Here is a 16,569-nt window from a genome sequence, read left to right on the forward strand (position 1 = left end):
TCAGCTACGCCAGCGGCAAAAGAAGCGGCTGCAGCTAACGCTGAGGAGGAAAAGGTCAGCCTGAACAATGCCAGCGCAGCAGAGCTATCAAAGGTTCTTAATGGCGTGGGCTTAAAAAAAGGACAGACCATCGTTGAATATCGTGAAGAGATGGGACCCTTTACCAATATTGACCAGCTACAGGAAGTGCCTGGAATTGGCCCCGGTTTATTCAAGCGTAATCAGTCCCGTTTGAAATTGTGATACGGATCGCGGCGATGAGCGAGAAGCTTTTTTCGCCGCGTTCTTCTGCTAACCTGAAAGAAGTCTGACCAGTTGGCGTTGTCCTGCTGACATCGCCAGTTATTAAATTCTTTTAAATCGGCAGGTTCACTGTATGCAAACAACTATTAAGGTTCGTGGGTTTCATATTGATGTTTATCAACACGTTAACAATGCCCGCTATTTAGAGTTTCTTGAAACGGCGCGTTGGGAATGGCTCGACAACAAAGAGGGCTTTCAGTGGATGGCGCAAAACAACATTGCTTTCATTGTGGTCAACATCAATATCAATTATCGCAAGCCAGCCGTGCTTGGGGATCTGTTGCAAATAGACAGCCAGCTGGAGCAGCTTAACGGCAAAAGTGGGGTACTTAAACAGGTGATTACCTGCAACGGAGAGACGGTATCTGACGCAATGCTGACCTTTGTCTGTATCGATTTGCGCACCCAGAAGGCATTACCGCTGGAAGGTGTATTAAGAGAAAAATTGAGTGAGTTGCAAGAGTAACGGCCAAATAAGCGCTTCTTTATATTGTTACTCTTTGAGCCACGGCAGAATATCGCCCGAGATGATCGTAACCGCTCACCTAAAGGCGCGATAAAAAATGCTGAAACCGATAAGCAAAGGGGGATTTATTCAATCGCCCCTCGTTACAACGACTACTTCAACGCTGCCAGGCTCTTTGAATCAAAATATCCGCAGCGCACAACAGGCTGGGCCGTTTACCTCAATTAACTCTAATAAATCGATTTTGCCAGAATTACTGAATAAACAGCCCACTAAAATCTTTGATTCAAAGGTAACTTCGTCACTAAAGGAATCAGTTCAGAAAATAGAGAATAGACCGCTTGTCCAATGGCACGACATGACCAAAAAACAAAGAAAAGAACAGGGAGGAACAGTCGGATTTGCCAACAGGCACGGCATCGACTCAGGCTCATTGAGGCGGGTAATTAATAAGAAAAGCATTACATTTCAGGGTCATGTTGAAAAAAAATCAACGCATGATCAGTTCGTTCAGGCTCGACATATTCATCTTTGGTTGGCAATGTCGTCTGCTGAAAAAGCAGCGCAGGGCGGAGTGAAAGGATTTGCTCGGCAACATCAATTAAACGTTTTAGGGCTCAACCGATTCTTGAATAAAAGTGGTTTAACATTTTTGGGAATGCAGAGAATATCCAAGCATACAATCACATCCTGCTCTGTTCGCCATCTCGAAGAGTGGCAAAAATTGACCCACCAGCAACGCTTCGACTGTGGTGGAGTTAATGGATTTGCTTACACTCAGCAGATCTATATTGGTCAATTTAACAAGCTAGCCAACCTGCAAGGGTTATCTGAGAGGGGGCGGCAATTTTTGACAGCCTCAACTTCTCCCGTCACTGATGCGCACCTTGATTTGTGGTTATCGATGTCGATTGAACAAAGGCTACAGATAGGTCAGATCACGGGATTTTCTCTCAAGCATAAAATCAATCTCAACGATTTACAGAAATACGCCAATATGGAGGGCTTGACGGCGCTTGGTATCCAGAGGCTACAACCCACCAAGTTAAAACCAGTTGCGAACAGCCATTTAACAGAGTGGCTGAATATGACTTCTGTAAAGCGGAAAAAAATAGGTGGGACCGCGGGGTATGCATTAGATAAAAAAATTCTGCTGAAGACCTTCAGAACGTTTGCGAACGATCGCGGGCTTCGTTTTCTCGGATTGCAGAGGTTGTTTCCTCAGATTTCGTCAAGTGTCGAGGGAAGGCATCTTGAAGAATGGCGCAGCATGGACGATGCGCAAAAAAAAGCGGCTGGTGGGGTTACTGGTTTTGCCATGACTCATCAAATTAGTCTCGGCGTTTGGCGAAACTATGCTGTAAGTACCGGGCTGAATCTAAAAGGGGAAATGCGTCTGCAGCGCTTAAAGAGCGCAGATCAATCAAAATCTATCCTGACTGAACCCGTAACGTTACTGCCAGAAAAAGTCGATGTGGCCCCATCAATAGCTTGAGGGGCCTGTTAACTTAACGGCGGATCAAACCAGACCGGTTTTTTGTTTCATGCTGGCGCTAACCGCCTCAGGTGCTTGCTGGTATTCTTCAAGACCCTTGGCACGCAGGTGGCACGCGGCGCATTCGCCGCAGCCGTCGCCTGCGATGCCGTTGTAGCAGGTCAGGGTCTGGTTGCGGACAAGCGGCAATTTGCCGTAGTAGTCTGCCAACGCCCAGGTTTCTGCTTTGTTTAGCCACATCAACGGGGTTTCAAAGCGAATATCGCGAGCAATGCCCAGAGTAACGGCGTGATTAAGGGCCTTAACAAATTCGTCGCGACAGTCTGGGTAGCCTGAGAAATCCGTTTCGCAAACGCCGGTTATCAGAGCTTCAGCTTGAACCTGATAAGCATAAATAGCCGCCAGCGTCAGGAACAGAATATTGCGTCCCGGCACGAAGGTGCTCGGCAAGCCGTTTTCTTCATTTTCACCAAATTGCGGAACCGGAATGTTATCGCGAGTCAGGCTGCTAACCGCCAGTTCATTAAGCAATCCGACATCAAGCACCTTGTGCGCTTTTGCACCCAGCTCCAGCGACAGCTTTTGGGCGATATCTATTTCGGCGCGATGGCGTTGGCCATAATCAAAAGTGATGCAATGTACTTCATCATATTGGGTGAGCGCCTGCACTAAACACGTGGTCGAGTCCTGCCCGCCACTAAAGACCACAACGGCTCTTTTCATCTTAAATACCTTTTTAATTGTTCAGGCTGCAAGGGGTAAACAGCTTATGATGGCGGTATGTTACTGTCGTTTTGCAGACGTTAATAGCAAAAATCAATCATCTTGGCTCGTGGGCGGTGGCAATCAGGCCTGGCCTGCGATGAACTGCCAATCGAGCCTGCATGGTGTTTGGCGATGCGATGAATGATGGTGAAATGCTGCTAAGCGTCTGGCGAGGGTGGGTAATGGGCAACGCTTTACCGCTTTTGAAGCAGCACGTTGGTCGTCTTGAGGTCATTGGTCATTGCAAGGAGCAGGCGGTCTCGCACTTTTTACAACATTGGCTGAATTCACTAGGCTTGAGTTATTCCCCCGAAGACTAAGGCATTGCAGCTAGCCGACGTGAAGGCGCCGGCTTTTTGCTCTTTACTCTTGGTTAAGATCAGCGCAAACCGGTAAGTTTTTCACGGTACGGCGACAGACAGCCAAGATTTTCTGCCACCCAGTGCGGATTAAAATAGGTATGCTGGTAACGCTCACCGCTGTCGCAAATCAGCGTGACGATTGAGCCTTTTTCGCCCCGTTCGCGCATCTCTTCTGCCAACTGTAATGCCCCCCAGACATTGGTGCCGGTAGAACCGCCAACCTTGCGGCCAAGCATAATTTCAAGCCAGTGTACGGTCGCAACGCTTGCGGCGTCAGGGACTTGCATCATGCGGTCAATCACGCCAGGGATAAATGAAGGCTCGACCCGAGGACGACCAATACCCTCGATACGGCTACTGCACTGAGCCACTAACTCTTTATTACCTTGTTGATAACAATCGTAAAAAACCGAGTTCTCCGGATCAACGACGACTAACTCAGTTTGGTGGCCCTGATAGCGAATATAGCGCCCCAGAGTCGCCGAGGTGCCGCCGGTTCCGGCGCTCATCACTAGGTAGCGCGGCACAGGGCAAGGCTCCAGTTCCATCTGCCGATAAATGCTTTCGGCGATGTTGTTATTGCCACGCCAGTCGGTAGCCCGTTCGGCGTAGGTAAACTGGTCCATGTAATGACCATTCAGTTCAGTTGCCAACTGTTCGGAAGCAGCATAAATCTGGCTGGAATTTTCTACAAAATGGCAACGCCCGCCGTAAAACTCAATTTGCTGGATTTTGCGCGGAGCAGTGCAGGCTGGCATTACCGCGATAAACGGCAGACCCAGCAGTCGGGCAAAATAGGCTTCTGAAATCGCTGTACTACCGGATGAGGACTCTATAATTGGCGTGTTTTCTTTAATCCAGCCGTTACACAGGCCGTATAAAAATAGTGAACGCGCCAGGCGGTGTTTCAGGCTGCCGGTCGGATGAGTACTTTCATCTTTAAGATACAGTGAAATCCCCGGAAAATCGGCAATATTCAGGCGAATTAAATGAGTATCGGCAGAGCGGCGAAAATCCGCATCGATTTCTTTGATTGCGTTTTTGACCCAGCAGTCGTTCATGGTGTTTTCCCTGGGGGAATAAATGTTGTTTTGTTTGTCGTAGCTTACCTTGGTGCTGGGGAAAAAAGGTTGCTATTTTTCATCGTAAACGGCAATTTTGTAGAAAATATTTCTCTGGAATGGACTAATGATAGATAAAACTGACCGCAAGCTGCTGGCCCTGTTGCAGCAGGACTGCACTCTTTCTCTCAACGAACTGGCGGAAGCTGTAAATCTGACTTCGACACCCTGCTGGAAAAGAATAAAACGACTGGAGGAAGAGGGGATCATTTTGGGCAAAGTTGCGCTGCTCGACGGTGATAAGCTCGGCCTCAGCCTGACCGCTTTTGTGCGCATTAAAACCCAGCAGCACAGCAGCCAGTGGTATCAAAATTTTGTCGCACAGGTGGAGTCTTTCCCTGAGGTGCTGTCTTTTTATCGCATGGCGGGTGAATTTGACTACCTGATGCAGGTGCAAGTTGCAGACATGAAAAGCTACGATAACTTTTATAAAAAGTTGGTCAGCGCCGTACCAGGCCTGCTGGATGTGACATCAAACTTTGCCATGGAACGCATAAAGTCGACCACGCATTTGCCTCTTTAGGCAAAAAAGTTTCGTAAGAATGAGCGGTTATTGATGGTATCCTAACGCCGGAAATAAGAGACTTTACAATTAAAATCATGGAAAAATCTGCGTGAGACTGTTTGCCCAACTGGCCTGGTACTTCCGTCGCGAATGGCGAAGGTATCTGGGAGCCGTCGCTCTGTTAATCGTTATCGCCATCCTGCAACTTTTGCCGCCTAAGCTGGTGGGCATCGTTATTGATGGTGTCACCGGTAAGACGCTGCCCGCAAACAAATTATTCTTCTGGCTGGGCCTGATTCTGGGCACGGCCATTCTGGTTTATCTGCTGCGCTATGTGTGGCGCGTGCTGCTGTTTGGTGCGTCATATCAGTTGGCGGTAGAACTGCGTCAAAATTTCTATCGCCAGCTTAGTCGCCAGCATCCGGCTTTCTATTTACGCCATCGTACCGGTGACCTGATTGCCCGCGCCACTAACGACGTCGATCGCGTAGTGTTTGCCGCCGGGGAAGGGGTGCTGACGCTGGTCGATTCTCTGGTGATGGGGCTGGCAGTGTTGATTGTGATGGCAACGCAAATCAGCTGGGAACTGACCCTGCTGTCGCTGGTGCCGATGCCGATTATGGCCGCTGTGATTAAACGTTATGGTGATCAGCTACATCAGCGTTTTAAGGTCGCACAGGCGGCGTTTTCTTCGCTAAACGATCAGGCGCAGGAAAGTCTGACCAGCATCCGCATGATTAAGGCATTTGGTCTCGAAAACCATCAGTCTTCACAGTTTGCCGATGTGGCGCAGGACACAGGGCTTAAAAACATGCGCGTGGCGCGCGTCGATGCTCGTTTTGATCCCACAATTTATGTCTCTATCGGCATGGCTAACATGCTGGCCATTGGTGGCGGTAGCTGGATGGTGGTTAACGGGCATCTGACACTGGGGCAATTGACCAGCTTTGTGATGTATCTCGGGCTGATGATTTGGCCGATGCTGGCGCTGGCTTGGATGTTTAACATTGTTGAACGTGGAAGTGCAGCTTATAGCCGTATTCGCAGCCTGCTGCAGGAAGCGCCTTGCGTGCTGGACGGCACCCGGCCGTTGTCGGCGGAACGCAGCGAGCTGGAGGTGAATGTCGAAAGCTTCTTTTATCCGCAGACTACCGCACCGTCTTTGCATGACGTGCAGTTTATCCTGCAGCCGGGCAATATGCTTGGGCTGTGCGGGCCAACTGGCTCGGGAAAAAGTACCCTGCTTGCGCTGCTGCAACGCCAGTTTGACGTCACTCAGGGCAGCATTCGCTATCAGGGCAAGCCGCTGAGTGAAGTGCTGCTCGATGACTGGCGATCAAGGTTGTCAATCGTCAGTCAAACGCCGTTTTTATTCTCCGATACCGTGGCGCAAAACATCGCGCTGGGGCGTCCCGACGCAACTCAGGAACAGATCGAGCAGGCGGCGGAAATGGCCTGTGTGCATCAAGACATTCTTCGTCTGCCGCAGGGTTATGACACCGAGGTCGGCGAGCGCGGCGTGATGCTGTCCGGCGGCCAAAAGCAGCGCATTTCCATAGCCCGCGCGCTGCTGCTCGATGCAGAAATCCTGATCCTCGATGATGCGCTGAGCGCCGTCGATGGCCGCACGGAGCACCAGATTTTGCAAAACTTGCGCCAGTGGGGCAGTGATAAAACGGTGATCATTAGTGCGCATCGTCTGTCAGCTTTGGTCGATGCCAACGAGATTCTGGTATTTACCAAAGGTGGCATCGTGCAGCGCGGCGACCATGAAACGCTGGCGGCCAGCGCCGGCTGGTATCGTGATATGAATCGTTATCAACAGCTTGAAGCGGCGCTGGATGATGTTCCTGCCTCACAGGAGCCGGTGAATCAATGAGTCAGATTCTTTCAAAAAATCCACCGATGAAAAAGATCAAGCTTTGGCCAACCCTGAAACGCCTGCTGGTGTATGGGAAATCCTATCGCCGTCCGCTGAGTATCGCAGTGATCATGTTGTGGATCGCCGCAGCGGCCGAAGTGCTGGGTCCAATTCTAATCAGCTATTACATCGACCATTATGTTTCCAAAGGACTCTTGCCGCTGGGCATGGTCAGTCTGTTGGCGATCACTTTTATTTTGCTGCAAATTCTGGCCGCCAGCCTGCATTATTCCCAGGCGTTGCTGTTCAACCGCGCTGCCGTGGGAGTCGTTCAGCGCCTGCGAACCGAAGTGATGGACGCTGCATTGCGTCAGCCGCTGAGCGCCTTTGATACCCAGCCGGTGGGGCAACTTATTTCTCGCGTCACAAACGACACCGAGGTCATCCGTGATCTTTACGTTACCGTGGTTTCTACCGTGCTGCGCAGCATTGCATTAATTGGTGCGATGCTGGTGGCGATGTTTCTGCTCGACTGGCGCATGGCGCTGATTGCCATGTGTATTTTTCCGGCGGTGCTGGTGGTAATGGCGCTGTATCAAGTTTACAGCACGCCGGTGGTTCGTCAGGTGCGTACCTATTTGGCCGACATTAATGACGGTTTTAACGAAGTGATTAACGGCATGGGCGTGGTGCAGCAGTTCCGCCAGCAGAAGCGTTTTGGTGAACGCCTGACCCGTGCCAGCCAGTCGCACTACCTAGCGCGCATGAAAACGCTGAAGCTGGAAGGCTTTTTGCTGCGCCCGTTGTTGAGTCTTTTTGGTTCGCTGATTCTATGCGGCCTGCTGGTGCTGTTTGGCTTTAGCGAAGAGGGCAGCATCGGCGTCGGCGTTTTGTATGCTTTTATCAACTATCTATCTCGACTTAACGAACCGCTGATCGCCCTGACGTCACAACAGTCGATAATGCAGCAGGCGGTGGTCGCCGGTGAGCGTATTTTCGATTTGATGGACCGCTCGCAGCAGGAGTACGGCGAAGATGCCAAACCACTGACCAGTGGCGAAATCGATTTTCGTGACGTGAGTTTTGCCTATCGTGACGACCAGTGGGTGCTGGAGAATATTTCTCTGCACGTTCCATCACGAGGCTTTGTGGCTCTGGTCGGCCATACCGGCAGTGGTAAAAGTACTCTTGCCAACTTGCTAATGGGCTACTATCCGCTAAACAAAGGCGAAATCCTGATCGACGGCCGCTCGCTGACCTCTTTGTCTCACAGCTGTCTGCGCAAAGGCGTGGCGATGGTGCAGCAAGACCCTGTGGTGCTTGCCGAAACAGTGCTCGCCAACGTGACTCTGGGTCGTGATGTTGATGAAGCGCAGGTCTGGCACGCGTTGGAAACCGTCCAGCTGGCACCGCTAATAAAAGCCATGCCTGAGGGGATTCATACCATTCTCGGCGAACAAGGCAATAATCTGTCGGTCGGGCAGAAACAATTATTGGCGATGGCGCGCGTTCTGGTGCAAGCCCCGGAAATTTTGATCCTCGACGAGGCAACGGCAAATATTGACTCCGGTACGGAACAGGCAATTTCACGCGCTCTGCGAGCGATCAGACAACAGACCACGCTGGTGGTGATTGCTCACCGACTTTCGACTATCGTTGATGCCGATAACATTCTGGTTTTGCATCGCGGTCAGGCAGTCGAGCAGGGCAGCCATTTTCAGCTGTTGCAGGAAAAAGGCCGCTACTATCAGATGTATCAGTTGCAGCTTGCCGGTGAAGAGTTAGCCACCGCAGAGCAGGGCGAAACCTTGCCATTGGTATAATTAAAATACGCCCAGCCAATAATTTCAGCTCGGGCGTATACCTGCCAAAGGCATTTTCAACTCTGGTGTTTTATCCCCACGCACCATCTTCATGCATCGCATCAGCATGCTCTCATACTTCTGCACTGTTTTTGATCTGCATGCACTAAATTGGTGCTTAATCCTCGGCGCTTTTATTATTGCCTTGCGCAGGATCCTTGCCAAAGTGACCCCTGATTATTCTGAAAATGCCGCTGGCTGGGGTTAATGGGCTGAATCGATAACATTAGACACATTTGGCACATCCTTTGCTTTATCCAAATCGTATCGGGCGTGAGTCGTATCACGATAAGCTCTTAATTTAAGGAGTGGCAAAATGAAGCTGGTTACTGTGGTGATCAAACCTTTCAAGCTGGAAGACGTGCGTGAAGCACTGTCTGCTGTGGGCATTCAGGGGCTGACCGTAACAGAAGTCAAAGGTTTTGGTCGCCAAAAAGGTCATGCGGAGTTGTATCGTGGTGCTGAGTACAGCGTCAACTTCCTGCCAAAAGTAAAAATTGATATCGCGATCGCCGACGATCAGCTCGATGAAGTTATCGACGTGATAAGCAAAGCGGCCTACACCGGCAAGATCGGTGATGGCAAAATTTTCGTTGCCGAATTGCAACGCGTTATTCGCATCCGTACCGGCGAAACCGACGAAGCAGCACTGTAATTAAAGACTCGGTGATTAGCACTAGAACAGTGGAACTCTGATCGTAGAGAAATAGGGGTAGACTAATAATGAAAAAACTTTTATCCATGATGGGGCTGGCTGCGGTTGCTATGCTGCCTTCGCTTGCGATGGCTGCCGACCCGGTTGCCAATGGCGCCGATAATGCCTTCATGATGATTTGTACGGCTCTGGTTTTGTTTATGACCGTCCCTGGCGTGGCGCTGTTCTACGGCGGCTTGCTGCGTTCTAAAAACGTATTGTCGATGCTGACTCAGGTCATCGTCACTTTTGCTCTGGTTTGCGTACTGTGGATGCTGTATGGCTACAGCCTGGCATTCAGCACCGGTAACGCTTTCTTCGGCGGTTTCAGCAATGCCATGCTGAAAGGTATCGGTCTGACCTCAGTCACCGGAACCTTCTCTCAGCTGATCCACGTTGCTTTCCAATGCTCTTTCGCGGCGATTACCGTTGCGCTGGTGGTTGGCGGTATCGCTGAACGTGTTCGCTTCTCTGCGGTTCTTATCTTCACCGTGATTTGGCTGACCTTCTCCTACATTCCAATTGCACACATGGTATGGGCTGGCGGTTTCCTGGCGGCAGACGGCGCGCTGGACTTCGCGGGCGGTACCGTTGTTCATATCAACGCAGCGAGCGCGGGTCTGGTCGGTGCTTATCTGTTGGGCAAACGTGCTGGCTTCGGTAAAGAAGCATTCAAACCACACAACCTGCCAATGGTATTCACTGGTGCTTCAATCCTTTATGTTGGCTGGTTCGGCTTCAACGCCGGTTCGGCAAGTGCTGCAAGCTCAACAGCGGCACTGGCGTTCCTTAACACTGTAATGGCCACCGCAGGCGCAATCCTGTCATGGGTATTCGTAGAGTGGATGGTTCGCGGTAAACCTTCGCTGCTGGGCGCTTGCTCAGGCGCTATCGCCGGTCTGGTTGCTATCACACCAGCCTGTGGTACCGTCGGCGTGGGTGGTGCTCTGATTATCGGTCTGGTAGGCGGCGTTGCTGGCCTGTGGGGTGTTGTCACCCTGAAAAAATGGCTCAACGTGGACGATACCTGTGACGTGTTCGGCGTTCACGGCGTGTGCGGTATCGTAGGTTGTATCCTGACCGGCGTATTCAGTGCCAGCTCTCTGGGCGGTACCGGTTATGCAGAAGGCGTGACCATGGGTCACCAGGTTTGGATCCAGTTGCTGAGCGTAGTGGTGACTCTGGTCTGGTCAAGCGTTGTAGCGTTCATCGCTTACAAAATTGCTGACATGGTTGTGGGTCTGCGTGTTCCGGAAGAACAAGAGCGCGAAGGTCTGGATGTTAACAGCCACGGCGAAAATGCCTACAATCAGTAATACAAGCCAGTAATATGAGCCAGTAATACAAGCGAATAAAATACGGCAGTAAAACAGGCTGGCTCAATTATAAAATATTCCGTACAAACGGATAATGATGAGATAGCAAAAGGGGGCGATATTACATCGCCCCCTCTTTTTTGGCTGCACGCCCTGATTATTCGGCCTGACGCTGGCGCATTACTCCTTCTTGCACCGTTGAGGCGACCAGCACGCCGTCACGAGTATAAAACTGTCCCCTGACAAAGCCCCGCGCGCCTGAAGCCGAGGTGCTTTCAATGCTGTACAACAGCCATTCGTCGAGGCGGAAAGGGCGATGGAACCACATCGAATGGTCGATAGTTGCGACCTGCATTCCTGGCTCAAGGAAGCCGACGCCGTGTGGTTGTAACGCGGTAGGCAAGAAATTGAAATCCGAAGCATAGCCCAGCAGATACTGATGAATGCCTAAATCATCGGGCATCTCGCCGTTGGCTTTGATCCAGATCGCGCGTTCCGGCAAGTCTTTATGGCCCTGTAGCGGGTTATGGAATTTCACTGGCCGCATCTCGATTGGCCGCTGACCCAAAAACTTTTCGCGAAATTTCTCGGGGATAAGATGCGCAAACTGCTGCGCTATTTCTGATTCGGACATCAGTGTTTCCGGTGGCGGGACAACCGGCATCGTGTTCTGGTGCTCGAAGCCCGGTTCCTGACTTTGAAAAGACGCGGTCATGTAAAAAATCGGCTTGCCGTTTTGTACTGCTTTAACCCGACGAGCGCTGAAGCTGTTGCCATCGCGCAGGATCTCAACGTCGTAAATAATCGGTTTGCTGCTGTCACCTGGACGCAGAAAATAGCTATGAAAAGAATGGACTACGCGATCGTTGGGCACGGTTTGCTTGGCGGCATACAAGGCCTGACCGACCACCTGTCCGCCAAACACCTGGCGCAACCCGAGATCTTCACTTTGACCACGAAACAGCCCTTCTTCTATGCTCTCAAGATTCAGCAAATTTAATAAATTATTTAGCGTCTGACTCATGGCTAGCCTCGTCAAAGTAAAATATTTTCCCGTCAAATTACACGTATGAATTATGGCAGGAGTGGGCGGTAAATCCCGCTAATAGGTTGTCTCAGCAAGGTTTACATCATTGATGATAGTGGATACTTTTTCTCGGCAGAAGGGGGCTTTCTCCCATCGGTAGGAAAAAATCGGATTTATGTGCCATAGTTATTAATACGAGTGGTTAAATTAACTATTCCAATCAAATTGACATGTATAAATCGATGTCGAAAAGATGATCCCTAAAGGAGTACGATCTTATGAAACTTTGGCAGATAGTAGGTGGGACCGCGCTGTCTTTTGCAATTGCCGGATGTTCTTCACATCAGCCGACACCGCCACCAGCTTCACCTAATTCGACCGCTAGCTCGTCTTCAAGTCCAGCAATAACAGGGCCTAACGTATCCGGGGTTGTGAATATATCTCAAGCTATAGCTCTGCCGCCAGACGCAGTACTGACGGTGACGCTGTCGGATGCTTCAGTTCCTAATGCTCCTTCTCGCATAATCGCGCAGAAAGTGGCGCGCACTCAAGGGAAGCAGGCTCCGTTTAGCTTCATCCTGCCGTTCAACCCACAGGATATTCAGCCAAATGCGCGAATCTTGCTGAGTGCAGCAGTGACCATGAACAATCGTGTAGTGTTTATCACTGATAACATCAAAGAAGTGATCACCGATGCGCAGGGAACACGCGCCGACCTGAATCTGGTGCCGGTACCTTCTGTGCCTGTTGCGACTAAACCAGCCGGTTTAGGCCCTATGGGCAATCCGATGACCAATGGTTCTAACAGCGCCCCAATGCCACCTATGGCTCCGACCTCAAGCTGGTAATCACTGATTATCGCCTGATCCTGTACATCTCCTCAATTCGGGGGAAGTACAGGGTAGTAAAACGAATGACTTCCTCTGCTTGCAGGGGAAGCTTTGGCCCTTTGGAAATTAGTATTTCCAGCCAAACTTTAGTAAATCAATTTTCCCTTCATTAAAGACAATCCCTTCCTCGAGCAGAGCATAGCGCTGCCGTTTGAAATCTTCGCCTTGTTGCGAAATTTCACCATAGCGGTTCACCACTCGATGCCAAGGTAAAGTACTGCCTTCGGGGAGCTTTCTCAGCACGCCGCCAACCTGTCTTGCCGCTCGCGGCGAACCTGCCAGACGAGCAACATCGCCATACGTGGTGACTTGCCCATGGGGAATGGCCGCGAGGATCTGAAATACTCGTTGGCGAAAATTGTCCACTTCTGACATACAAAGCACCTTAAAAAAAGAATTCACCGTTGATTGTATAAGAAAACAACGGTTGTCGGCAGTTAACTTGCTTTTGTTATGGTCATCCGTGATAATGCCCACCGCTTCGCAGTACTGAAGCCGTCAACGTCAATGGGGGCCCTGTTGGTTCTCCCGCAACGCTAACTTGTTAACCAGGTCAGGTCCGGAAGGAAGCAGCCATAGCAGGTGTCGTGTGTGCCGGGATGTAGCTGGCAGGGCCTCCACCAATTCAGCCCTACCTCTTTCTAAAATCCTTTTTGAATCAGTGATGTGTTAGTGTCGCAAAATAGTAAACCAGCGGAATGGCCAGCACATACAGACTAATTGGCACTTCACGCGCTTTGCCTGCCACGACCTTAATCGCCACATAAAAAAGCAATCCTGCCGCAATACCAGTCCCGAAACTGTTGGCAATCAGTGTTGCCATCACCATCATCAACACCGGCAAACCTTCGGTAAAATTACCTAAATCGACTTTGCGCAGCCCGCTAAACATATTCAGCCCAATTAAAATCAATGCAGGCGCAGTTGCCTCTTTCGGGATCATCAGTGCAATCGGGGTCAGCAGCAATGTCAGCAGGAACATCACCGCCGCGGCCAGCGCCGTAAGCCCGGTTTTTCCTCCTGCCTCTGCTGCTGCAGCGGATTCAATCAGCGCCGTGGCCGCAGGAATGCCGACGATAGGCCCCAACGCGGCGGCGATCGAATCAATCATGAAGGGGCGATTGATATGCTGCATATTGCCCTGTTCATCAAGCAGTCCGGCTTCGCCACCCACTGCCAGAGTTGTTCCCATGGTTGAGAAAAACTCCGAAGCAAAGAAAATAAACAGGAAAGGCAGGAAGGTAATATTGATTGCGCCGAGCAGGTCGATTTTGCCGACCAGCGGCGTCAGCGAGTGCGGGAGGGCGATCCATTGTGCGGGAAGATGAGTGATGCCAAACGGAATACCGGCCACCGTGGCCAGCAAAATTGCCCAAAGAATGGCTCCCGGCACACGACGTGCCTGCAGGCCAATCGCCAGCAACAGTCCCAAAAGAGCAATTAGCGCGCCCGGTGCGGTGAAATCGCCCAATCCCAGCGCGTGAGTTTTAGCATTGGCTATCACCAGTCCGGCGTTGCGAAAGCCGAGCAGGGCGACAAAAATACCGATTGAAGCTGTCAGGCCAAGCTTGATCGACTGAGGAATCGACCGCGTGACGACTTCGCGCAGGCCCAGTACGGTGAGCAGGAAGAACAAAATTCCTGACCAGCAGGCGATACCCAGACCGATTGGCCAACTTATACCGTCACCGGCCAGCGTGATGCCGACCAGCACCGAGCCGCCAATGCCTGGGCCGACCATAAACGGCAGGTTGGCATAAAACGCCATCAACAAGCTGCCCAGCACCAGCACGATGATAGTGCCGGTCAACGCCGCGCCCTTGTCGATGCCACCAACAGCCAGCAGCCCGGGGATGACCACCAGCAGGTAGGCGGCAGCCAAGAAGCCGGTGATCCCGGCAATGCATTCTGTTTTAACGCTGGTCTGACGCTGATAAAGCTTGAAGCGCCGCTGAAGCCAACTGTTGTCAGCTGCGCTGGTGGCGCTTTTAACGGAAGAGTCTGCCATGTTGTGATCCCCTGATCAAAATTGGAATTATTTTATTTTTTATAACGTTGTGATTAAGAAACGGTAACTTCCCAGGCATCGACCAACGGGTCGATAATCTGCCGCGTTGCACCATCGGTGGGTCCTAGATCGGTGAGATGAGGACCCGCATTGCAGGCCAGACAGGTCCCTTCAATCGCCTTGAATACCCGATACGGCGGTTCCCAGTCGGCAATTAGAGCGCTTTTTTCGCGCAGATTATTGAATTGCTCTGCCAGCAGTTTTGCCGGTAAATCAGAGAGCATGCCGGCAATCGGCATCTCTACGCTGGCCAGCAAGGTTTCATTCTGGCTTAGCGCCATACCGCCCCCGCAGGCGATTAGATGATTTGCGGCAATCGCCATATCGGCCGGATTTCTGCCCAGCACCACTAAATTATGGGAGTCATGTGAATAGGAGGTCGCGATTGCTCCGCGCAGTTCGCCCCAGCCTTCAAGCAGCGCCATCTGTGGCGTGGCAGGATATTTCCCGTGCCGATGCTGTACCCAGATAAGGCTAAATCCGTCAGGCAATTGAGCAACCTCGTCGCGAACCTCGACCATCGTTTCGCTCCACTGAGTAAAGCGCGCCCCTTTGATATGCCGTAGTTTGGCTTGTCCGTGTTGAATCCCCGGAATTTTCAGCTGAAAGTCAGATTCGGTGACAGGAGACAGATGCATTGTATCGCGCGGCGGCTGTAATGCCTCTTCTGGCTCAATTTCAGCGGCCAGCATGCTGCCTTGGTCGGCCACGCACATCCCCGCAACAAACACCTTTTGTGGCTGGATTTTTTCCAGCGAGTCGAAGGTAAAGAAGTCAGCGGTTCTGCCTGCGGCAATCAGACCTAAATCAGCGCGTTGCAACCTCAGCGCGGCGTTGAAGGTGGCCATGCGCAGCACGTCTTCGGCGCGCAGACCGCAGTCGATAAGCGTATTGACCAGTGCAATCATGCCGCCTCTTGCCAGCAGGAAATCAGGCGGGACGTCATCGGTGCATAGCGTGATCTGCGAGGATAAATGTGGCAACGTTTTCAGTGCATTAACGATATCTGGCAGCAGGTAGGGGTGTGAACCGCGAATTTGCAGATTTAATCCGGCGCGCAGTTTCTCCAGCGCGTCATCGGCTGAGGTTAGTTCGTGATCCGAACCCACTCCCGCCGCCAGATAAGCCTGTAGCTCCCGGCCTTTAAGCCCGCGCGCGTGACCTTCGATCAGTTTTCCACTGCGCAGACCGGCAGACAGAATTTCAAGCATCCGTTCGCTGCCGTTAATTACCCCGTGCATGTCCATCATTTCTGCTACGCCGGCAATCTCGGGCCATTCCAGCATGGTTTGCATTTCCTTGCCGCGAAAATCGGCCCCCGAAGTTTCAAGACCTGGAGTGGACGGCACGCTCGACGGCGCAGCGCAGATTACCCTAAGCGGTAAATTGCGACTGGAATCAACCGCGTAGCGCACGCCTGCCACGCCAAGCACGTTGGCCAACTCGTGAGGATCCCAATAAATCGTGGTGGTGCCTTGTGCGACAACAATCTGGGCATAGCGATGGGCCGGGAGATGAGAGCTTTCGACGTGCACGTGGGTGTCAATCAGCCCAGGTGAAAGATAGGCCTCGGCCAGCTCCAGCGTTTCCAGTGCCGCAAAATCTTCTGAGCAGGGATGCACGCTGGCAATCATTGGACCTATCAGGCCAATATCAACGCGGCGAATTTCTCCGGTAACCATATCAATCAGGCGAGCGTGTTTTAACAGACGGTCGAAAGGAATTTGCCCCATCGCGGCCTGTACCGCACGTCGTCTGAGCGAGATTGCCTGCAGGTCTGCTGTCATTGTATGTTCTGCCCTGGTTGCCATAAAAAGTGAAGGGGGATTAACCC

Annotated in this window: 15 protein-coding genes, 1 other RNA gene and 1 pseudogene; 11 read left to right on the top strand and 6 right to left on the bottom strand. The window is 51.5% G+C overall.

Annotated features, from left to right (window positions below):
* The 3 genes from SPM24T3_RS22110 to SPM24T3_RS22120 form a co-directional block, all read left to right on the top strand.
* On the top strand, positions 1–243 hold a 243-nt coding region (locus tag SPM24T3_RS22110; RefSeq protein ID WP_009639062.1), incomplete at its 5' end, for a helix-hairpin-helix domain-containing protein.
* Positions 244–376: 133 nt separating this feature from the next.
* Positions 377–769 carry a YbgC/FadM family acyl-CoA thioesterase gene (locus SPM24T3_RS22115; RefSeq protein ID WP_009639063.1) on the top strand — a complete coding sequence of 131 codons (393 nt, stop codon included), beginning with the start codon at positions 377–379 and terminating at the stop codon, positions 767–769.
* 97 nt (positions 770–866) lie between these two features.
* Complete coding sequence (locus SPM24T3_RS22120) at positions 867–2,264, top strand: hypothetical protein (RefSeq protein ID WP_009639064.1); 1,398 nt, start codon at positions 867–869, stop codon at positions 2,262–2,264.
* 24 nt (positions 2,265–2,288) lie between these two features.
* Here SPM24T3_RS22120 and queC read toward each other — a convergent pair whose 3' ends face one another.
* Positions 2,289–2,987, bottom strand: a complete 699-nt coding sequence (queC, locus tag SPM24T3_RS22125) for a 7-cyano-7-deazaguanine synthase QueC (RefSeq protein ID WP_009639065.1) — start codon at positions 2,985–2,987, stop codon at positions 2,289–2,291.
* Between the two features lie 158 nt (positions 2,988–3,145).
* Here queC and SPM24T3_RS22130 point away from each other — a divergent pair.
* Positions 3,146–3,349, top strand: a pseudogene (locus SPM24T3_RS22130) (HAD hydrolase family protein); the annotation flags it as partial.
* A 59-nt stretch (positions 3,350–3,408) separates the two neighbouring features.
* On the opposite strand, the gene SPM24T3_RS22135 reads toward SPM24T3_RS22130, so the two are convergent.
* A complete protein-coding gene (locus SPM24T3_RS22135) occupies positions 3,409–4,452 on the bottom strand; it encodes a PLP-dependent cysteine synthase family protein (RefSeq protein ID WP_009639067.1) in 1,044 nt (347 codons plus the stop codon).
* A gap of 127 nt (positions 4,453–4,579) precedes the next feature.
* On the opposite strand from SPM24T3_RS22135, the gene SPM24T3_RS22140 reads away from it, so the two are divergent.
* The 5 genes from SPM24T3_RS22140 to amtB all read left to right on the top strand — a co-directional run bounded on the left by SPM24T3_RS22140 (position 4,580) and on the right by amtB (position 10,750).
* Positions 4,580–5,035, top strand: coding sequence for an Lrp/AsnC family transcriptional regulator (locus SPM24T3_RS22140; RefSeq protein ID WP_009639068.1), 456 nt, complete (start codon positions 4,580–4,582; stop codon positions 5,033–5,035).
* 91 nt (positions 5,036–5,126) lie between these two features.
* Complete coding sequence (locus SPM24T3_RS22145; protein ID WP_009639069.1) at positions 5,127–6,896, top strand: SmdA family multidrug ABC transporter permease/ATP-binding protein; 1,770 nt, start codon at positions 5,127–5,129, stop codon at positions 6,894–6,896.
* Positions 6,897–6,922: 26 nt separating this feature from the next.
* Entirely contained in the window at positions 6,923–8,701 is a 1,779-nt protein-coding gene (locus SPM24T3_RS22150; RefSeq protein ID WP_037379523.1) for a SmdB family multidrug efflux ABC transporter permease/ATP-binding protein, read from the top strand.
* Between the two features lie 355 nt (positions 8,702–9,056).
* Positions 9,057–9,395, top strand: coding sequence for a P-II family nitrogen regulator (glnK, locus tag SPM24T3_RS22155; RefSeq protein ID WP_009639071.1), 339 nt, complete (start codon positions 9,057–9,059; stop codon positions 9,393–9,395).
* Positions 9,396–9,463: 68 nt separating this feature from the next.
* Positions 9,464–10,750, top strand: a complete 1,287-nt coding sequence (gene amtB / locus SPM24T3_RS22160) for an ammonium transporter AmtB (RefSeq protein ID WP_009639072.1) — start codon at positions 9,464–9,466, stop codon at positions 10,748–10,750.
* A 157-nt stretch (positions 10,751–10,907) separates the two neighbouring features.
* Here amtB and tesB read toward each other — a convergent pair whose 3' ends face one another.
* Positions 10,908–11,774: an acyl-CoA thioesterase II gene (gene tesB, locus SPM24T3_RS22165; RefSeq protein WP_009639073.1), complete on the bottom strand. Its 867-nt coding sequence runs from the start codon at positions 11,772–11,774 to the stop codon at positions 10,908–10,910.
* A gap of 281 nt (positions 11,775–12,055) precedes the next feature.
* Here tesB and SPM24T3_RS22170 point away from each other — a divergent pair, with 281 nt between their 5' ends.
* Entirely contained in the window at positions 12,056–12,625 is a 570-nt protein-coding gene (locus SPM24T3_RS22170; protein ID WP_009639074.1) for a YbaY family lipoprotein, read from the top strand.
* Between the two features lie 108 nt (positions 12,626–12,733).
* On the opposite strand, the gene SPM24T3_RS22175 is transcribed toward SPM24T3_RS22170, so the two are convergent.
* Positions 12,734–13,042, bottom strand: a complete 309-nt coding sequence (locus SPM24T3_RS22175; RefSeq protein WP_009639075.1) for an MGMT family protein — start codon at positions 13,040–13,042, stop codon at positions 12,734–12,736.
* A 142-nt stretch (positions 13,043–13,184) separates the two neighbouring features.
* Here SPM24T3_RS22175 and ffs point away from each other — a divergent pair.
* Positions 13,185–13,281, top strand: an RNA gene (gene ffs / locus SPM24T3_RS24910) — signal recognition particle sRNA small type.
* A gap of 44 nt (positions 13,282–13,325) precedes the next feature.
* Here the strand turns inward: ffs and SPM24T3_RS22180 are convergent.
* Both SPM24T3_RS22180 and SPM24T3_RS22185 read right to left on the bottom strand, forming a co-directional pair.
* Complete coding sequence (locus SPM24T3_RS22180; RefSeq protein ID WP_009639076.1) at positions 13,326–14,675, bottom strand: NCS2 family permease; 1,350 nt, start codon at positions 14,673–14,675, stop codon at positions 13,326–13,328.
* Positions 14,676–14,728: 53 nt separating this feature from the next.
* Positions 14,729–16,522, bottom strand: a complete 1,794-nt coding sequence (locus tag SPM24T3_RS22185; protein ID WP_009639077.1) for an adenine deaminase — start codon at positions 16,520–16,522, stop codon at positions 14,729–14,731.
* Positions 16,523–16,569 lie beyond the last annotated feature (47 nt).

It is taken from the genome of Serratia sp. M24T3 (assembly GCF_000257645.1).
Lineage (GTDB): Bacteria > Pseudomonadota > Gammaproteobacteria > Enterobacterales > Enterobacteriaceae > Rouxiella.

Coding starts and splice junctions, on each gene's coding strand:
- SPM24T3_RS22115 (WP_009639063.1), top strand. CDS start 377: ATGCAAACAACTATTAAGGTTCGTGGGTTTCATATTGATGTTTATCAA.
- SPM24T3_RS22120 (WP_009639064.1), top strand. CDS start 867: ATGCTGAAACCGATAAGCAAAGGGGGATTTATTCAATCGCCCCTCGTT.
- queC (WP_009639065.1), bottom strand. CDS start 2,987: ATGAAAAGAGCCGTTGTGGTCTTTAGTGGCGGGCAGGACTCGACCACG.
- SPM24T3_RS22135 (WP_009639067.1), bottom strand. CDS start 4,452: ATGAACGACTGCTGGGTCAAAAACGCAATCAAAGAAATCGATGCGGAT.
- SPM24T3_RS22140 (WP_009639068.1), top strand. CDS start 4,580: ATGATAGATAAAACTGACCGCAAGCTGCTGGCCCTGTTGCAGCAGGAC.
- SPM24T3_RS22150 (WP_037379523.1), top strand. CDS start 6,923: ATGAAAAAGATCAAGCTTTGGCCAACCCTGAAACGCCTGCTGGTGTAT.
- glnK (WP_009639071.1), top strand. CDS start 9,057: ATGAAGCTGGTTACTGTGGTGATCAAACCTTTCAAGCTGGAAGACGTG.
- amtB (WP_009639072.1), top strand. CDS start 9,464: ATGAAAAAACTTTTATCCATGATGGGGCTGGCTGCGGTTGCTATGCTG.
- tesB (WP_009639073.1), bottom strand. CDS start 11,774: ATGAGTCAGACGCTAAATAATTTATTAAATTTGCTGAATCTTGAGAGC.
- SPM24T3_RS22170 (WP_009639074.1), top strand. CDS start 12,056: ATGAAACTTTGGCAGATAGTAGGTGGGACCGCGCTGTCTTTTGCAATT.
- SPM24T3_RS22175 (WP_009639075.1), bottom strand. CDS start 13,042: ATGTCAGAAGTGGACAATTTTCGCCAACGAGTATTTCAGATCCTCGCG.
- SPM24T3_RS22180 (WP_009639076.1), bottom strand. CDS start 14,675: ATGGCAGACTCTTCCGTTAAAAGCGCCACCAGCGCAGCTGACAACAGT.
- SPM24T3_RS22185 (WP_009639077.1), bottom strand. CDS start 16,522: ATGACAGCAGACCTGCAGGCAATCTCGCTCAGACGACGTGCGGTACAG.